The 17,191-nt window shown below is 41.4% G+C and carries 20 protein-coding genes; 14 read left to right on the top strand and 6 right to left on the bottom strand.

Annotated features, from left to right (window positions below; genetic code table 11):
* Positions 1-150: 150 nt before the first annotated feature.
* Together AC5590_RS02330 and AC5590_RS02325 are read right to left on the bottom strand one after the other, a co-directional pair.
* Positions 151-525: a DUF4870 domain-containing protein gene (locus AC5590_RS02330; RefSeq protein ID WP_169268092.1), complete on the bottom strand. Its 375-nt coding sequence runs from the start codon at positions 523-525 to the stop codon at positions 151-153.
* Between the two features lie 190 nt (positions 526-715).
* Positions 716-838 carry a hypothetical protein gene (locus AC5590_RS02325; protein WP_256379288.1) on the bottom strand — a complete coding sequence of 41 codons (123 nt, stop codon included), beginning with the start codon at positions 836-838 and terminating at the stop codon, positions 716-718.
* A gap of 44 nt (positions 839-882) precedes the next feature.
* On the opposite strand from AC5590_RS02325, the gene AC5590_RS02320 reads away from it, so the two are divergent.
* Positions 883-1,770 (top strand): hypothetical protein, encoded by an 888-nt coding sequence (locus tag AC5590_RS02320; protein WP_169268091.1) that lies wholly within the window; start codon positions 883-885, stop codon positions 1,768-1,770.
* Positions 1,771-1,841: 71 nt separating this feature from the next.
* Complete coding sequence (locus AC5590_RS02315) at positions 1,842-2,102, top strand: hypothetical protein (RefSeq protein WP_169268090.1); 261 nt, start codon at positions 1,842-1,844, stop codon at positions 2,100-2,102.
* A 29-nt stretch (positions 2,103-2,131) separates the two neighbouring features.
* On the opposite strand, the gene AC5590_RS02310 is transcribed toward AC5590_RS02315, so the two are convergent.
* The gene (locus AC5590_RS02310; RefSeq protein WP_169268089.1) at positions 2,132-2,593 is read right to left on the bottom strand and encodes a nuclease A inhibitor family protein; all 462 of its coding nucleotides are present in this window, start codon (positions 2,591-2,593) and stop codon (positions 2,132-2,134) included.
* Positions 2,594-2,609: 16 nt separating this feature from the next.
* Here AC5590_RS02310 and AC5590_RS02305 point away from each other — a divergent pair, with 16 nt between their 5' ends.
* Together AC5590_RS02305 and AC5590_RS02300 are read left to right on the top strand one after the other, a co-directional pair.
* The gene (locus AC5590_RS02305; RefSeq protein WP_171977643.1) at positions 2,610-3,071 is read left to right on the top strand and encodes a protein tyrosine phosphatase family protein; all 462 of its coding nucleotides are present in this window, start codon (positions 2,610-2,612) and stop codon (positions 3,069-3,071) included.
* A gap of 45 nt (positions 3,072-3,116) precedes the next feature.
* Positions 3,117-3,527, top strand: a complete 411-nt coding sequence (locus tag AC5590_RS02300; RefSeq protein ID WP_169268088.1) for a GNAT family N-acetyltransferase — start codon at positions 3,117-3,119, stop codon at positions 3,525-3,527.
* 202 nt (positions 3,528-3,729) lie between these two features.
* On the opposite strand, the gene AC5590_RS02295 is transcribed toward AC5590_RS02300, so the two are convergent.
* Positions 3,730-3,885 (bottom strand): hypothetical protein, encoded by a 156-nt coding sequence (locus AC5590_RS02295; RefSeq protein ID WP_169268087.1) that lies wholly within the window; start codon positions 3,883-3,885, stop codon positions 3,730-3,732.
* Between the two features lie 343 nt (positions 3,886-4,228).
* Between AC5590_RS02295 and AC5590_RS02290 the strand changes: the two genes are divergently transcribed.
* Entirely contained in the window at positions 4,229-5,281 is a 1,053-nt protein-coding gene (locus AC5590_RS02290) for a dipeptide epimerase (RefSeq protein WP_169268086.1), read from the top strand.
* Entirely contained in the window at positions 5,265-6,305 is a 1,041-nt protein-coding gene (locus tag AC5590_RS02285) for a DUF1611 domain-containing protein (protein ID WP_169268085.1), read from the top strand. Before AC5590_RS02290 ends, AC5590_RS02285 begins: the two co-directional genes overlap by 17 nt.
* A gap of 56 nt (positions 6,306-6,361) precedes the next feature.
* Here the strand turns inward: AC5590_RS02285 and AC5590_RS02280 are convergent, their stop codons facing one another.
* Positions 6,362-6,667 (bottom strand): DUF6464 family protein, encoded by a 306-nt coding sequence (locus AC5590_RS02280; protein WP_248277390.1) that lies wholly within the window; start codon positions 6,665-6,667, stop codon positions 6,362-6,364.
* A gap of 332 nt (positions 6,668-6,999) precedes the next feature.
* On the opposite strand from AC5590_RS02280, the gene AC5590_RS02275 reads away from it, so the two are divergent.
* Both AC5590_RS02275 and AC5590_RS02270 read left to right on the top strand, forming a co-directional pair.
* Positions 7,000-8,181, top strand: a complete 1,182-nt coding sequence (locus AC5590_RS02275) for an aldo/keto reductase (protein ID WP_169268093.1) — start codon at positions 7,000-7,002, stop codon at positions 8,179-8,181.
* 199 nt (positions 8,182-8,380) lie between these two features.
* Positions 8,381-9,142 (top strand): superoxide dismutase, encoded by a 762-nt coding sequence (locus tag AC5590_RS02270; protein WP_169268083.1) that lies wholly within the window; start codon positions 8,381-8,383, stop codon positions 9,140-9,142.
* Between the two features lie 59 nt (positions 9,143-9,201).
* Here the strand turns inward: AC5590_RS02270 and rsmG are convergent, their stop codons facing one another.
* Positions 9,202-9,993 carry a 16S rRNA (guanine(527)-N(7))-methyltransferase RsmG gene (gene rsmG / locus AC5590_RS02265; protein ID WP_169268082.1) on the bottom strand — a complete coding sequence of 264 codons (792 nt, stop codon included), beginning with the start codon at positions 9,991-9,993 and terminating at the stop codon, positions 9,202-9,204.
* Between the two features lie 353 nt (positions 9,994-10,346).
* Here rsmG and AC5590_RS02260 point away from each other — a divergent pair, with 353 nt between their 5' ends.
* The 6 genes from AC5590_RS02260 to AC5590_RS02235 all read left to right on the top strand — a co-directional run bounded on the left by AC5590_RS02260 (position 10,347) and on the right by AC5590_RS02235 (position 17,110).
* A complete protein-coding gene (locus AC5590_RS02260) occupies positions 10,347-11,897 on the top strand; it encodes an aromatic ring-hydroxylating dioxygenase subunit alpha (protein ID WP_169268081.1) in 1,551 nt (516 codons plus the stop codon).
* Between the two features lie 732 nt (positions 11,898-12,629).
* Entirely contained in the window at positions 12,630-13,871 is a 1,242-nt protein-coding gene (locus tag AC5590_RS02255; protein ID WP_169268080.1) for an ABC transporter substrate-binding protein, read from the top strand.
* Positions 13,872-13,878: 7 nt separating this feature from the next.
* Complete coding sequence (locus AC5590_RS02250; protein WP_169268079.1) at positions 13,879-14,829, top strand: branched-chain amino acid ABC transporter permease; 951 nt, start codon at positions 13,879-13,881, stop codon at positions 14,827-14,829.
* 15 nt (positions 14,830-14,844) lie between these two features.
* Entirely contained in the window at positions 14,845-15,306 is a 462-nt protein-coding gene (locus AC5590_RS02245) for a cupin domain-containing protein (protein WP_169268078.1), read from the top strand.
* Positions 15,307-15,354: 48 nt separating this feature from the next.
* Positions 15,355-16,293: a branched-chain amino acid ABC transporter permease gene (locus AC5590_RS02240; RefSeq protein ID WP_169268077.1), complete on the top strand. Its 939-nt coding sequence runs from the start codon at positions 15,355-15,357 to the stop codon at positions 16,291-16,293.
* 19 nt (positions 16,294-16,312) lie between these two features.
* On the top strand, positions 16,313-17,110 hold the full coding sequence (locus AC5590_RS02235) for an ABC transporter ATP-binding protein (protein ID WP_169268076.1): 798 nt from the start codon (positions 16,313-16,315) through the stop codon (positions 17,108-17,110).
* Positions 17,111-17,191: the final 81 nt, after the last annotated feature.

The raw sequence follows: 17,191 nt of genomic DNA, 5'->3' as shown, positions 1-17,191 counted from the left end.
TTTCCCTCTCCTTAATAAGGAGAGGGATGCCCGACAGGGCAGGGTGAGGTTCCGATGTCTCGTAGGCTTGGGCAGACATCCAAAAAATAAAAAAGGGATGCTTGTCTCCATCCCTTTTTTAAAAACAAACTTTATCCAAAATTAATTTAATTAGAAAACTCGAAAAATAAATGGATAACGGAACGGTTCATCAGGGTTAGTGAAACAGTGCAACAGCGCCCAAATTGTCAGTCCCCAGTGTAGTAAAAAACCAAAAGCAACAACAGGGAAGAACAAAATTCCGCCAAGACCAAGGGTGAGAAAAGATATAATCCCAATTGGAACTCCAATTAGTATTGCCCAGAACCAAACATTGAAGTGAAAATTAATTGATTCTTTAGCGTTGCTTTTAACAACTGGATCATCGGAAATTAAGTTAATTAAAATTGGAACACCAACCGAAAATAATGTTGTACTAAAAAAAATCGCCCCATGACACAGAGATGATAGCAATTTGCGCTTATCAGAATCGTATGTAACTCGCATCGTTGGTGGCTCCTCAATTCGCTTTCTTGTTTTGATTTTAACGGTTACCAAATAAATTTAGCATTACAGGTTACCGTACTTAGAAAGCTTTTACGCTTTTCCTTAGCTACAGGTTAACTTTGAGTGCAACTCATCAATTATAGGTTATGAGGTTTTCCGAACTCTTACACAGTAAAAGAAAAGTTAAGATCTAACAGGCGTGAATGCGCTCCGCAGCTTTAAGATCACTCCGAGGTGCTTCCAGCATGCAGTGTCTGGCGAAGGCGATCGCACTCGTAGCAACAGACGCGCCGCGCGCGTATTGTTCAGACACATTTTCTATCCTGAGTAAGTAGAAAACAATTAAGAGGTGTATTTATGAGCAAATCAATTTCTAAGTTAGTTGATGAACTACCAACCAGCAATTTGACCGTTTCTGCATTGCGCGCGCTCGATTTTATTGCTCCTGGTGAGTGGCAAAATGTAGTTGGGTTTGTTAATACCATCAAAACTGTCACTGGCGAAACCGACGAAAGGCTGATTCAACAAATTGGCGAACGAGCAGTTTATCTCTACAACGATCGCTCTGGTGGATACCAACGAGCAATGTGGCTTTATCAAACCGTTGAACACACAGATAAAGCACTTGGTGCAGCCGCTTTAGCAAACAAAGTGGGTGAGAAAATTCCCCTTTTGGGTTTTTTAAACCGAATGACTCCCAAAGCTGATAAAGCACAAACCATAGATTTGTGCTTGAAACTAGTTGTTGAGTTAGTCGCTTTCTGCCAAATTAACGGTATTCCTGGAAACAGTATTGGCGATTTTGTCAAGTCTTTGGGTGAATACAGCGGTGAGTCGTTCATCCGTATGGCTGCATTAGTTTGCTTTGATGGTTTGATACCCTTAGGTCCGGACTTTATTAACAAAGCACTATCTAGAATTAATCAGACAAGCCCTCAGGAGTTAGAGCAAAACTCGACCTTTCAAAATATCAAAACAGAAATTCCAGGTAACAATTCCAGTAGCAAACTGAACTTTATCGGCGAAAGCTTCAATTTAGTGAGTGGTTGGATGAATGGTCTGATTACTTCAAAGAATTTAACACCACAAAAGGTAGCTAACAACTTGCAAAGTTTTGTTGATATTGCTGATGATAAGCTAGATTATGTTGCTGCGTTGCTGGATATCTCGACGAATTACTACGAACATACAGGTACACAAACTTTAGCACGTCGATTGATAGAGCGAGCTGCGGCTGAAATTTAAGCCAGGTAAATCTGGGTGCTAGCCCCAGCAAGTGTTGGATAATAAATCATTATTAACAAAGGTAGTTAACAATGGGCAGACTCAATCCCTACACTCTACAGATGGAACTTACCCGGATGTTTGAGAACGGGCAATCGTTTTTCGCGACAACAAAAGTGCATGATTGGTTAAAAGAACGTCATCATAATCCTGCGGATTACGATATTATTTTTCATCAAAAACCAGCACCTCCTGGTTCCAAATCAGTCATGGTTGTTGAAGTTGAATTGCGTCGTAAAGATGGACAACCTGTTGACCCGTGGTTGCAAGAACAAGCCAATCTTCATGCTTGATAACGATGAGTACGTTACTGATGATTTAGTTACGTATAAATTCCAATGGTTGACAATCCCAAGATGTTGCTCGATGGAGACTTTCCAATGAGATATAAATATATCTTAGGTTGATTTCCACCAACATCAAAGTATTGAATATCAGTCAGATTGGCTTTGAGCAAGTCAGCCAATTTTTGACATTTTACTAGGCAGCTTTTGTATTCTTTTTCACTTTCCTCATCACTCGATTCAGAAATGTAATGCTCATATTGTCTGAATAACTTGGCAAAAAACTTATCCCCTTGTTGAACTGCGACTACAGTATCAGGGAGTTGGTTTGTTAATTCCAATAGTTTTTCAGGACTAATTGTGCTAGTTTCCCAAAAGACTACTTCTAATGGATAGTCTGATTCGCTAGACCACAAAATTCCCTCGGTTAGCTTTTTTATTTTTTCCGAAAGTTGCTGTTCAGAAAATCTCTCTGGTTGAAAACTATCTGTAAGGGACATTTTATCGGTAAATACTATGGATAATAAAATTGAAAACATTTATAACTATATAAAAATATCAGATTTTATTGCAACTTCCGGACAACCAACAATCAAAGAATTTTCAGCAATTCAACAAGCAGGATATCAAATTGTTGTAAATTTGGCACTACCAGAATCTACTAACGCTTTACCTGAGGAAAAACAAATTGTTGAATCTCAAGGTATGCAGTATGTTCACATTCCTGTTGTTTGGGAAAAACCCACTATTGAAAACCTGAACGAATTTTTTAGCGTCATGGAAGCAAACACGGATAAAAAAGTGTTTGTTCATTGTGTTGCCAATAAGAGAGTTTCGGCATTTATCTATCTTTATTGTCGTCTACATGAACAAATGAGTGAGGAAGATGCAAACAAAGACTTACATAAAATTTGGGTTCCCAATGAGATTTGGCAAAATTTTATAGAACAGGTGATAAAGAATTATTATTTTTTATAAATGCTTGTTCATCCGGACATGATATAAATACCAGGTGCAATTACGATGTATCAAATTGTTGCCAATCTGACCGAAAACCAGGTTTCTAATTTGCTGGATTTATACAAAAACGAATTTTGGAGCTACAAACGTCAACGTGAAGATATTGTAAAAATGCTTGCAGCATCAGACATTATCGTCGGATTGGTAGATGAGAATGAACAATTAATTGGTTTTACTCGTGTTCTCACCGATTTTGTGTACAGAGCAACTGTTTATGATGTCATCATTAAACCAACTCATAGAAAAATGGGTCTTGGTACTCAGTTAATAGATGCAGTTATAAATCATCCTAAGTTAGTTTCAGTTGAGCAAATTACTCTTTATTGTCTACCAGAAATGATTCCTTTTTATCAACGTTGGGACTTCACAGGTAACACAAGTGAATTACAGTTGATGTTCCGAAACAATGCGTGAATTTGAATGATCGCAACTCACCAGCTTATCTGACTTTTCACCTCATGTGGAAAAACCGAGTGACCTAACCTTCCTAACCCCCTTTCCTACGTTCGCGCAGCGTCTCGAAGAGAGGAAAGGGGGAGAAAATTCAAAGCCTCTCTCCTCGTAGGAGAGAGGAATGGAGAGAGGTTTTCCAGATACCGTGAAAAGTCAGACCAGCTTATGGGTTGGGAATACACTCATCTACCTTGAACCATCGCTTTTTGCCACGCGGTAACTTCACTAACACACTACCGGGTTTCCACCAGGGTGAAGGAATAACCAGACCGTTACGACCGTTGGGGAGTTTAACAACTGTACCTGGAACGATATTCATAGCAGCTTTGTGAAAAATTAGAGATATTAAAGCAAATCAAAAAACTATTTTTTTAGGGCTATATCGATTTGGCGTTTCCATTAAGAGAAGTATTGCGGGTAGTTATACCCGCAACAAATTTAATTAGAAGTGCGGAGAAAATTTGTTAAGAGAATCTAAAGAATGATTAAAGTCTAGCTAATCCTTTATGTTTGTTTTAATAATTGAAATATTTCTTTACAGAAAACGGAACATGAGTAGGGCTTTCCTTTAAGGATGAGTCGTGCCACAACGGCACAAACGCTGTAGTATAAGCTTTGATTTGTTAAAAGTAAGCGGTTTTACCGCCATATTATGCGTAATTATGCAAATCAAAGTAAAAATATTTACTGTCAATAAACGTTTTCCTTTGACCATTAGTCGTGGTACAACGGCACAAACGACTAATGTATGGGTGAGGATTTTGCACGATGGTATCGAAGGCTGGGGGGAAGCATCGCCGTTCAGTGTAGGTACTCATCCGCAATCAACTGAGGTCATAAAAGATGCTTTGCTACAAGTAGCACGCTCTTTGCAAGCATTCAGTCCAATGCAAAGACAAGAAATCGAACAAATATTAAGAAAAGCTTTAGTCCCTTCATCTGCTGTCGCAGCGCTGGATATCGCAATGCATGACTGGTTGGGAAAGCGGGTGGGGCTACCCCTGTGGCAAATTTGGGGACTCAATCGCGATGCCATAGTGCCGACTTCAGTCACAATTGGTATCAATTCGCCAGAAGGCGCAAGGGCTAGGGCGCGAGATTGGCTCGCGTTCACGAATGTCCGTGTTTTCAAGGTAAAGTTAGGTAGTCCGGATGGTATTGACGCAGACCGAAAAATGTTAATAGCAGTGCGAGAAGAAGCACCAGAGCTAGAGTTATACGTTGATGCAAACGGGGGTTGGAGTTTGGAAGATGCAGTATCTATGTGCAATTGGCTTGCTGATATCGGTGTAAAGTATGTAGAGCAGCCACTACCAAAAGGGCAGGAAGAACATTTAGCCCAACTCAAGAGGCTAATTCCTTTACCTATTTTTGTTGATGAAAGTTGCTTCAATAGCTCTGATATTCCCAAATTGGCAAGCTGTATAGATGGGATTAATATCAAACTTATGAAATCAGGGGGTTTAACTGAGGCAATGCGAATGGTACATACAGCACGGGCATATGGGTTGCAAGTGATGTTCGGTTGCTATTCTGACAGTACGCTAGCGAATACAGCAGCAGCACAACTTGCCCCATTAGCTGACTATCTCGACTTGGATAGTCACTTAAATTTAACAGATGACCCTTTTACAGGTGCATACATGCAGGAGGGGAGAATATTACCAAACGATTTACCAGGGTTGGGGGTACAAAATAGTGCGTCTGGCGCTTAATCAACGAGTAGCTGTCCTACTACATGAGCAACTTCTGGGACGTCATGGCAAAACTGGGCTGTCAATTTTACGCTACAGTGAAGCCCCAATTGTCGCAGTGATTGACCGCGAATATGCAGGCAAATCTTTAACTGAGTTAACGGGTATCAAGCGTGATGTGCCAATAGTCGCATCAGTTGCAGCAGCGCTAGAATATCAGCCTCAGGTTTTGGTTATTGGTATTGCCCCTAAAGGAGGTGTTTTGCCAGATGATTATTGGCATGAACTTAAGAACGCTTTATCAGCGGGTATGTCAATAGTCAACGGTTTGCACACGCCATTGGCAAGTATGCCAGACTTAAAAGCATTGCTCAAACCAGGGCAAGTTATTTGGGATGTACGTAAAGAACCATCTAACTTAGATGTTGCTAGCGGTTTGGCACGTAATCTCTCATGTCAGCGAGTCTTGACTGTGGGTACTGATATGTCAGTCGGCAAAATGTCAACTAGTCTGGAGTTACATTGGGCATCACGCCGGCGGGGTTTGCGTTCTAAATTTATTGCCACAGGTCAAACTGGTTTGATGTTAGAAGGGGATGGTGTGCCATTGGATGCAGTCAGGGTAGACTTTGCCGCTGGTGCTGTGGAACAGGTAGTTATGCGGTATGGTAAAAACTACGACATTTTGCATATTGAAGGACAAGGTTCTCTACTGCACCCTGGTTCGACTGCAACGCTACCCTTAATGAGAGGATCGCAACCAACACAGATGATACTCGTTCATCGTGCCGGACAAACTGAGGTGATTAATGGTGTACCGATTCCGCCTTTATCAGAAGTCGTAAAACTTTATGAAACTGTTGCCCGTGCAGGTGGTGCATTTGCACCTGTACCTGTTGTTGGTATATCTTTGAATACGAAGAATTTAGATGAATCACAAGCATTGGATGCTGTCGCTCAAACTGAAACAGAAACTGGAATACCCTGTACAGATCCAATACGATTTGGTGTTGATAAGTTGTTGAATGCACTGATGCAAGGGTGAAGTCTATCAAGGCGGGGAAAACCCGTCTTTGGTACTTCACCACTTACTACATCAAGCTAGTAGTCAGATGAACTTTTTTCTACAGAAACGGTTTCTTTTGCTTGATATAAGCGACAACCTTCACATGGTCCACTCGGGTTGACAGCACAGCGCAGGTAACCAGAACGAGCATTAAATCGGCAGCTGATATCCCCAACAAGGTAACCGACTCCTTCAAGATAATAGCGATCGCCTCTGAGGGTACTGCGTTCTGTGCAATAGTTATCATCGCTGATCCTATTTTGTTGCACTCGCCCTACAGGATAAATTGTAGAAGCGGCTCGTCTAAACCGTGAACGTGTTCTAGCCTGGCTTTTACGCATCAACCACAGAGATAATAGGGACGGTAAGAAACCAATGGCGATAACCAAAAGTATATTCACTTCAATACCTTCTTTTAACCTCTTTTGTGCGCTGATCTTCTGATGGTGTTATATCCTCACATTTTAGGGAGAGTACAACGCTTTACACTCGTGGAAAATTCCGCTTGGAAGAAACCTAACACTCAAACAAGTGTTGTGTTAGCCGCCACTTTAACCAGCATAACCGTTGCAACCCAAACCGTGGGCTTAGGTTAAAGTAGGTTTAAACCTGAATATCGCGTTCAGATCTTCGGTATGTAAATTGTTTTTTGATTTCGCTCATGAATCCACTGATGTTATATAGACGATTTGGACGCACAGAATTAAAAATGCCTGTTTTTTCCTGCGGTGGTATGAGATACCAGTATAAATGGGAGGATGTCCCGCAGTCGCAAATACCCCGTGATAACCAGAAAAATCTAGAAGCAACGATTCGACGGGGAGTGGAATTAGGAATTAATCACATTGAAACTGCCCGTGGTTATGGTAGTTCGGAAATGCAGTTAGGGAAAATTTTACCAACGTTTCCCCGTGAGCAGTTAATTGTTCAAACCAAAGTTAATCCTGCGGTAGATCCGAAAGAATTTCAGCGTAACTTTGAAAACTCACTACGAAATCTTCGGTTAGATTATGTTGACTTGCTAGGAATACATGGCATCAATCATCCTGAGTCATTAAACAATAGCATTCGTCCTGGTGGCTGTTTGGATGTAGCAAAAAAACTTCAAGCACAAGGGAAAGTCAGGTTTATCGGCTTTTCCACACATGGTTCAACAGATACTATTATTCAAACCATTCAGACTAATCAATTTGATTATGTCAATTTGCATTGGTATTATATCAATCAAGTGAATTGGGCTGCTATTGAAGCAGCAAACAGTCAAGATATGGGTGTATTTATTATTAGTCCATCTGATAAAGGAGGAATGCTGTATAAACCACCACAAAAATTAATCAATCTTTGCACTCCTTTGAGTCCGATGGTTTTTAATGATTTGTTTTGTCTGAGTCACCCTCAGGTACATACTTTGAGTCTGGGGGCTGCAAAACCAGAAGATTTTGATGAACATCTGAAAACTTTAGATTTGCTGAAGAATGCATCTGAAATTTTGTCACCAATTTTGGCACGCCTAGAGGAAGAAGCTATTGCTACCTTGGGTGAAGACTGGGTGAAAACTTGGCACGTCAATTTACCCACTTTTGAAGAAACACCATTACAGGTGAATATTCCAGTGATTTTATGGTTAAGAAATTTGGCGATCGCCTACGACTTACTGGAGTATGCCCAAATGCGTTACAACCTGCTTGGTAATGGGAGTCATTGGTTTCCTGGTAACAAAGCAGACCAGGTACATACACTCAACTTGCAGCAATGTCTCAGTCGCAGTCCTCATGCTGACAAAATTCCTCGCCTTCTCGCACAAGCGCATCAGATGTTGGCAGGTGAAGCAGTGCAGCGGTTATCGCAAAGTTAAACAGAACAAAAGTACTTTTGGACACAAATATAAGTATTTATAATATTTTATGCATTTTTTAATACTTAAAAAACAAGTATTAAGAATTGACACGTGTTTGGGTCTACTTATGGTTAGAATTGAAAATCGATATAGTTTTTAGTCTAAATTTTCAATAAACAACAACTGAAGATAACACTTTTCTACCACAGTCACTATTATGGCTATTGCTCGTCGTCATTTCTTAGTTTTACTCGGGGCTAGTGCTGGTGCATTTGCTTTAGATTCTTGTGCTTCAGCCCAGAATCTGCAAAGCCAAAACAAAATAAGTCCAAATACAAACAATCCAAGTCCAAGCAAGACAGGGGCTATCCAATTACCACCGTTACCCTATGCTTACGAGGCGCTAGAACCACACATAGACGCCGCCACAATGCGGTTTCACCATGATAAACACCATGCAACTTACGTAAAAAACTTAAACGCAGCACTAGACAAACATCCAGAACTCAAGAATAGAACTGTTGAACAGATGCTGCTTAACCTTAACAGCGTCCCAGAAGATATTCGTAAAACGGTACGCAATAATGGTGGTGGTCATGTGAACCACTCAATGTTTTGGAGAATCATGAAGCCGAATGGTGGTGGAGAACCTAGAGGACCGATTGCAGACGCCATCAAACAAAACTTCGGCAATTTTGCAGCCTTCAAAAATAAGTTTAACGAAGATGGTGCAGCTCGTTTTGGAAGTGGATGGGTTTGGCTAGTCCGCACCAAAGATGGAAAGCTTGCAGTCACAACCACACCCAATCAGAACAGTCCTTTAAGTGATGGTAGCTATCCAATTATGGGTAATGACGTGTGGGAACACGCATATTACCTCAAGTACCAGAATCGCCGCGCTGATTACTTGAATGCTTGGTGGAACGTCCTGAACTGGGATGAGATCAATAAACGGTTAGTAGAGGGTAAAGCCGCGTGAGGAGACAATAGGAACAGAGGAGAATTTTTGCTCACTCTACTCAAAAGCCCCATCTCCTCCTATAGTGGCTTTTGAGTAGGAACACCAACAGGACGGGGAAAGTGAACTGGTGTCGTTCGTACCTTCCGTAAGTAAAGACAGTGACGAATGCTTTCACTTAAGGGAGTTGTAAATTTGTCAACTAATTCAATAACACCTCCCAATTGGTCAACAGCATTTTCTAGAACTTTCGTTTCTTCTTCTGTCCAATTTCCACGATAGATCACAGCTAAACCACCCTGCTTAAGTAATGGTAGGGCATATTCAGCGCACACAGAAGCAGTGCCTACAGCGCGAACGAGGGCGACATCGTAATTTTGTCGGTGCTGGGGTTGTTGACCGACTTCTTCTGCTCTGCCAGTAAAAGTTTTAACATTAGTAAAATCAAGCGCAGCCCTTGTTTCTTCAAGAAAAGCAATCTTTTTTCGGGTAGAATCAAGCAAAGTCACAGTACTATTAGCTACTGCGATAGCAACTGGAAATCCCGGAAAACCCGCACCCGTACCGATGTCAATAACAGATAGGGGAGTAGAGGAAGTGGGGGAAGATAGGGAGGTGTTTTCTCCCTCAGCTGCGCCAACTCCTCCATCTCTGAGAATGGGCGCTATTCCTCGCAGAGAATCCCAAAGATGCTTTTCCCAAAACTCTTGGGGGTCGGTAATGCGAGTGAGGTTGAATTGGTTGTTACCCTGTAATATGAATTCGTAAAGTTGTTGGAATTGCACTTGCTGTTGGACAGTAGGAGTCCATTGGAGAGTTTCCTGCCAAATATTTGCCATATCCGGCAAAGAAGGCAATTTTAAGTTGTTCACAGTAATACAAATAGCTTTTAATTATATCCCAAGTTTTCTTTGTTTATTGTTAGAGTCATTTCATTGAGTGTAGGGTATAGGGTAACAATGCCCACTTTATTTATAAAACTGTAAGTTTTTTCTCTCTATTTAAAAATATTCTCAGTCGGCATCCCATTAGCGATACGCCAAGGGCGTCTGCGCTTTGCGCAATCGCCTGCATTACAATTTTCCTTTACATATTTTTACATAGTTACCTTTATTCACGCCTACCTACTTAGCAGCTTAATTATGGTTAATTTGCCGGACATCATATTACGGCGATTTTGTTAAAATTTATTAAAAATATCATCAAGAGCAAAAGAGTACCTACTATGGCTACTGAGATTACTCTGCAAGGGAATATGCGTGACGCAATAGCGTGTTCGGGAAGCGTCTCAAACAGCACCGCAGGGGCAAAGCCAATCGCAGAATTGAAACAAGGAGAGGAACTCACATTCCAATGGACAAAGCAGTGGTATCCAGTAGCTGTGGTAGAATTCCTAGACCCATCTCGCCCCCACGCAATGCAGTTACTGGGAAAAGATATTGTCTTATGGCGGGATGGCTCCGGTAAATGGCGTTGCTTTGAAGATTTTTGTCCACATAGACTCGCTCCTCTTTCTGAAGGTCGTGTTGAGGCTGATGGCACACTTTTATGTGCTTACCACGCTTGGCGCTTTGATTCTGAAGGGAACTGCGTTAGCATTCCTCAGTCACTAGACAAGCAGACAGAGGCAAAGCACTGCTCAAACCCCAAGTCATGTGCTGTTGCCTTTCCGACGCAAGAGTGCCAAGGTTTATTGTGGGTGTGGTCAGAGTCTGGTCCCCAGGCACAGAGCGAAAGTCAATTGAGGACACCGCGACTTGTTCCAGAACTTGAGAGTGATGCGGACAGGGTAGTACACCTTTTTTGGAACATACGTGATCTTCCTTATGGATGGGACTTTTTCATGGAGAATGTGGCAGATCCAGCCCATGTACCTGTTTCCCACCACGGAATTGTCGGAAACCGATATAAGGATGCCAAGTACTACGACATGATTCGAGTTCGGCAGATGTCTACCCAGGAAGGATTCTCCTTTGAAATAACACCAGTTGCTCCAAATCTCAAGCAAGCGGTTCATGACTTTCAACCACCCTCTCAGATGAAAATTGTCTCAACTTTTAAAGATGGCGGGCAGCTCATCCTCGCTTTATATGCTACCCCCACCCGTCCTGGATGGTGTCGTCATATCGGATGCCAAGTGTTAGTGAAGAATGAGGCTGGCAAGTTGCCGAAAGGTTTAGGATTCTTTGGGCTACCAATGCCAACTTGGTTAGGTCATGTATTGGCGTCCGTGTTTCTCCACCAAGATTCGGTCTTCCTTCATTACCAGCACAAAATTATAGCTCAACGGGGAAAAGGCAAATGGCTAGAGACAGTTTATACACCCAATCCCCAAGACAAGATGACGATCGCATTTCGTCACTGGCTATCCAACAGAGCCGGTGGTGGTATCCCTTGGGACTCAGGATGTAATCCTCATCTCCCTCTAGAAAAGTTAGACAAGGAAAAACTCTTTGATGTGTGGACAACTCATACTCAAAATTGCAGCTATTGCCAGAATGCCCTGAAAAACATTAATCGTCTCACTATGCTGGCTTATATAGCAGCTGTTGTGTGCTTATGTATAGGTGTAATTGTGGATGCACGGGCTGTAGCGATAAGGGTTGCGCTAACGAGTGGTGGGCAAACGGCTACATCCCTTTTTACTGTTGTTCCCCCTACAGGATTCTGGTTGGCGCTTGGCGGCACAATCCTATTTGCAACTGTAGGATACTTGCTCAAAAAGTTCAGTCGCCTCTTCTACATTTATAAGTTTGAACATGCCGACAATAATTGATCTAAGCTGTTACGCTTTTAAATTGTATAAAGCGATTGCCTACGGCAATCGCTTCCGGAGAAATGGAATCTGTGAACATGTTTTAGCTTCCGCCGCAACTCATCTAAATTTGTGCAATGTTCCCAGGACAGTTCGTACTTAATGTGTTCCCATAAGCGTTCAATAGGGTTAAGCGACTGACTGTTGGCAGGCTGAAAAATTGGAATGATGTTATCGGGCCATTTAAGTCCAAAAATTTTTAGTGGAAGAACCATCTGCCAATACCGCTACGAGTCATTGAGTACGCAATCGATGTAATCCCAGGGTTGTGAAAAAACCTGTATCAAAATTTCGTTCCAAAAAACCAAAACACAGAGGTACTGGACAACGAATTGATGCTCCTGTTTTCTGCATCCTCAGTACAGCCTAGCCTTAACTGAACCGTATTGTGCTATATATAACAGGTCTAGTTTTTTAGAAAACTAGACCATTGCATAATTTAAACTTTTGCCCATTTTTCTTAACTTGAGATGAAAGCCTAAAAATGGCATAGTATCTGTAAATTGTTGTTAACCAAGAAGTTTTGTGAAAACGATTTGGAAGATTTAACTTTGCAGTCCGGAGATAAAAATGATTTAATACGATTCTTGCCAAAATACTTTTAATGAGTATGGTGATTCTACAGAAACAGTCTTGAACTATAAACAGTCTACTTTTTGTCAAGACTAATACTAAATTTAGCATTCCTTGACCATGAAACAACCTACGACGATTACAACTGCAATATTTGCTACTTGTGCTATCCTGTTGACAGCCTGCGGCGGTGGCACTAGTAGTCCAAATACTGGAACGAATTCCACCCCAAATTCCTCAACTGACGCCGCCGCAACAACTACATCTGGTTCTATTCCCGTGGGTATTGCTTTCGCACAAACCAGCAACGTGGCGTTACTCGGTCAAGAAGGAGTCGCCGGGGCAAAGATTGCTGAAAAGTATTTTAATGATAAGGGTGGTGTGAATGGCACTCCGATTAAATTAGTGCTTCAAGACGCGGGTGGTGATGAAGCAGGAGCAATTAACGCTTTTCAAACTTTAATTAATAAAGATAAAGTTGTTGGTATTGTTGGTCCTACTTTATCACAGCAAGCTTTTAGCGCTGATCCCATTGCTGAAAGAGCAAAAGTTCCTGTTATTGGTGCATCCAATACCGCTAAAGGAGTTCCAGAAATCGGAGATTACATCGCGCGTGTTTCTGCACCCGTTTCTACCGTTGCACCTCTTTCAATAAAAGCTGCACTCAAGCAAAATCCTCAGCTGAAAAAAGTTGCAGTTTTTTTTGCTCAAAATGATGTCTTTAGTAAGTCAGAAACAGAAATTTTTCAGAAGACAATTAAGGATCAGGGACTAGAAATAGTCACAGTGCAAAAGTTCCAAACAAGTGACACTGACTTTCAGTCTCAAGCCACGAATGCTCTGAATTTAAAACCAGATTTGATAGTCATTTCTGGCTTAGCTGCTGATGGCGGAAACTTAGTGCGACAACTGCGAGAACTTGGTTACAAAGGCTTAATTGTTGCGGGAAATGGTTTAAACACAGCAAAAGTTTTCGCAGTTTGTCAGCAAGCGTGCGATGGAGTGATTATTGCACAAGCCTACAGTCCACAGCAACCAGCAGAAGTCAATAAGCAATTCCGCGCTGCATATGTAAAGCAATTTAAGGAAGAACCGCCTCAGTTTAGTGGTCAAGCTTTTACTGCTGTGCAAGTGTATGTAGAAGCTTTAAAAGCTTTAGATAAAAAGTCGAAAATTAGTACAATGTCTATTACTAAATTACGTACAGAATTGAACAAGCAGCTTTTAGGAGGAAAGTATGAGACTCCTCTAGGTGAGATTGCTTTTACACCTGTAGGCGATATCATTCAAAAAGAATTTTATGTTGCCCAAATTAAGGTAGATAAAGATACTAAAAAAGCTACTTTTTCCATTTTAAAATAGTTGCAATATGAATATATCTATATTTACGCAACAATGTTTGAATGGGTTATCTATTGGCAGTATTTACGCTATATTTGCCCTAGGATATACCCTTGTTTATTCTATTTTGGGCATCATTAATTTGGCTCATGGTGCGGTTTTTACTCTTGGTGCATATTTTACATATACACTCATGGGCGGTGCCTTTGGATTTAATGGTGTGCTAGCTAATGCATCGCTACCTATAGAATTACCATTTGCTGTTGCCTTGATTTTGGGAAGTAGCATAGCGGGGTTAGTTGGGGTGATAATTGAACGTATTGCCTTTCTACCTTTGCGAAAACGAAATTCTGACTCCTTGCTAACCGTTGTCTCTAGTTTGGGCGTGGGAGTCGTTATTGTTAACTTAATCCAGTATCTAGTAGGAGCCGAAAGTTACACATTTCCAGCCAATACTTACGGTAATTTGCCACCATCTATTAACTTTGGAACTTCTGGAAATCCCATTCCGATTCGCACTGTTCAAATAGTGATTTTTGCGATATCAGTCGTGGTTGTCGCAATGCTGACTTGCTTTATTAATTATACAAAGCATGGTAAAGCCATGCAGGCGATCGCAGAAGATCCAACAACAGCAAGTTTGTTAGGAATCAATAGCGATCGCTATATTGTGCTGACATTTTTTATCAGCAGTTTTCTAGCAGGAGTAGCGGGAACTTTAGTTGCTTCTAGTGTTAGCATTGCTGGACCATATTTTGGTCTTAGTTTTGGGTTGAGGGGTTTATCGATCATTGTATTAGGTGGTTTGGGCAGTATTCCCGGTGCGGTACTGGGAGGTTTGGTTATTGGATTGGTTGAGGCGTTTGTCCCAGGTGAATTTTCAGGCTACAAAGATGCTGTTGCTTTTGGCATCCTGTTTATTATGTTGTTAGTTCGACCTCAAGGTTTACTTGGGCGTCGGTTTGTCCAGAAAGTTTAGTCTTTGGTCATTCTCATGATTATCGACCCAGAAAAAGTCCCTACTGAAAAACGCTCGAATTACCCCGATGAGTTCAAGCCAATGGTTGCAGGACGAATTCGACAACGGTTAGGCAATTTTGCAGGACTAAAAAACTTTGGGGTGAATTTGGTGAAATTAGAACCTGGAAGCTGTTCTGCTTTGCGACATTGGCATTCACATCAAGATGAATTCATATATGTCTTGGAAGGTGAGTTGACTTTAATCACAGATGCAGGTGCCGAAATTCTCAAACCGGGAATGGCGGCAGGATTTCCAGCCAATGAGGCAAATGGACATCATTTAGTTAATCGCTCATCGGTGGTTGCAGTTTATCTGGAGGTAGGCGACCGCACTCTCTATGACGAAGCGACTTATCCTGATCATGATTTGATGACACAAGCGAGTCCTGATGGGAAGTTCAGCGGATTTATCCACAAAGATGGAACACCTTACTAAAGGTTAGTCAAAACTCTTGGTCAAAACTTTTGGTCAAAACTTTTAAAAATGGCTGAATTTTTCGCTACTTACGGTTCTCTTATCGTCTCTATGGTACTAGGGGCGTTGTTGGGGCTATCGTTATACTTGCCACTTATGGCAGGACAGTTATCTATGGCAAGCCCTGGTTTTTATGCTTTGGGTGGTTACACTGCTGCGATTCTCTCTACAACTGTTTTTGCTTCCAAGAGTAACTCATTCCCCATTCCACTACTCTTAGTGGAGATGTTGATTGCTGCAGTTATTTCTGGTTTAGTGGGGGTGGCGGTGGGAATTCCGGCGTTGCGGTTGCGGGGGATTTATTTGGCGATCGCCACCATTGCTTTTGTAGAAGTTCTGCGAGTCATATCTCTAAATTTGGATATTACAGGTGGTGCTGTCGGCATTTTTGGTATCCCTCAACCTTTTGAAACACCAATTGAATATTTATGGATTGTCCTACCATTGCTGTTCATTAGCATTGCATTCATTTACCGTTTAGAACGCATCCGAGTCGGAAGAGCATTTATCGCTATCCGTGAAGATGAATTGGCTGCTGGTGCGATGGGAGTTAATGCAACTTACTATAAAGTTTTGGCATTCACCTCAGGATGTATTCTGGCTGGAATGGTTGGTGCAGTTAGCGCCCATTTTCTCAACACCTGGAATGCACGTCAAGGAACCTTTGATGCTAGTATTATCTACTTAACTTTTGTGTTAATTGGTGGTTCCAGAACTTTCTTAGGTCCAGTTGTTGGAGGTATGGTATTTACAGCTTTGCCAGAAGTATTGAGATCAATAGCAGATACAAGCGGTTTACCTTCTTGGTTTGCGCAATTTCTACGAGATGGTAGATTAATTCTCTTTGGATTACTTATAGTGATTGGTACAATATTTTTCCCCCAAGGTCTTGTCACTCCAGATTTCTTGAAAAAATGGAGAAAGCGCAGTAATAGTATTTTTAAATAAATCTATTTAAATAAATACAATGAATCAAGAAAGTTTCACTACAAGTCAGTTGGGATTACCAATATTAGAGGTGAAAAATCTCACTCGCCGTTTTGGGGGATTAGTAGCGGTTAATGACGTCTCTTTCACAATAACTCAGTTTGAAATATTTGGACTCATTGGTCCCAACGGGGCTGGTAAGACAACTTTGTTTAATTTGATGACAGGCTTTATCACACCTTCTAGTGGACAATTACTTTATCATGGTGCCGATTTTTCTCAATTACATCCTCACCAAATTGCAAGTTTAGGTATTGGACGAACATTCCAAAATATTCGCTTATTTGCTGAACTATCAGCATTAGAAAATGTGAGAATTGCGCGTGATTGCCGTATCAAAACTAATACGTTTAAAGGTATTTTCGGATTGCCACCGGCTCCTAGGGAAGAACAAAAAAGTAAGCAAAAAGCTTTAGAATTACTAGAGCTTGTTGGTTTAGGTGAGCGTCTTGACGAAAAAGCTAAAAATTTTTCCTATGGCGACCAAAGACGACTAGAAATTGCCCGTGCCCTTGCCTTAGAACCGCAAATTTTACTGTTAGACGAACCAGCAGCAGGCATGAACCCTAATGAAAAGCAACAACTAAGTAAATTTATCCGTAATCTACGGGACAAATTCCACTTGACGATAATTCTCATTGAGCATCATGTCCCCTTGGTTATGGGTTTGTGTGACCGTATTGCTGTCTTAGATTTTGGTCAGTTGATTGCTTTGGGGGAACCATCTGTTGTTAGAAGTAACCAAGCTGTTATTGAAGCGTATTTAGGTAACGATTAAGGATATGAAATCAGTGAACAGTGAGTCCAGTGCTGCACAGAGAAGTGCCTTGCGGAGCCAGTACTGCAGGAGGGTTTCCCT

It is taken from the genome of Brasilonema octagenarum UFV-OR1 (assembly GCF_963888615.1).
Taxonomy (GTDB): domain Bacteria; phylum Cyanobacteriota; class Cyanobacteriia; order Cyanobacteriales; family Nostocaceae; genus Brasilonema; species Brasilonema sennae.
The sequence above is the reverse complement of the archived record's forward strand: the minus strand, read 5'-3'. Positions and strand labels throughout refer to the sequence as shown.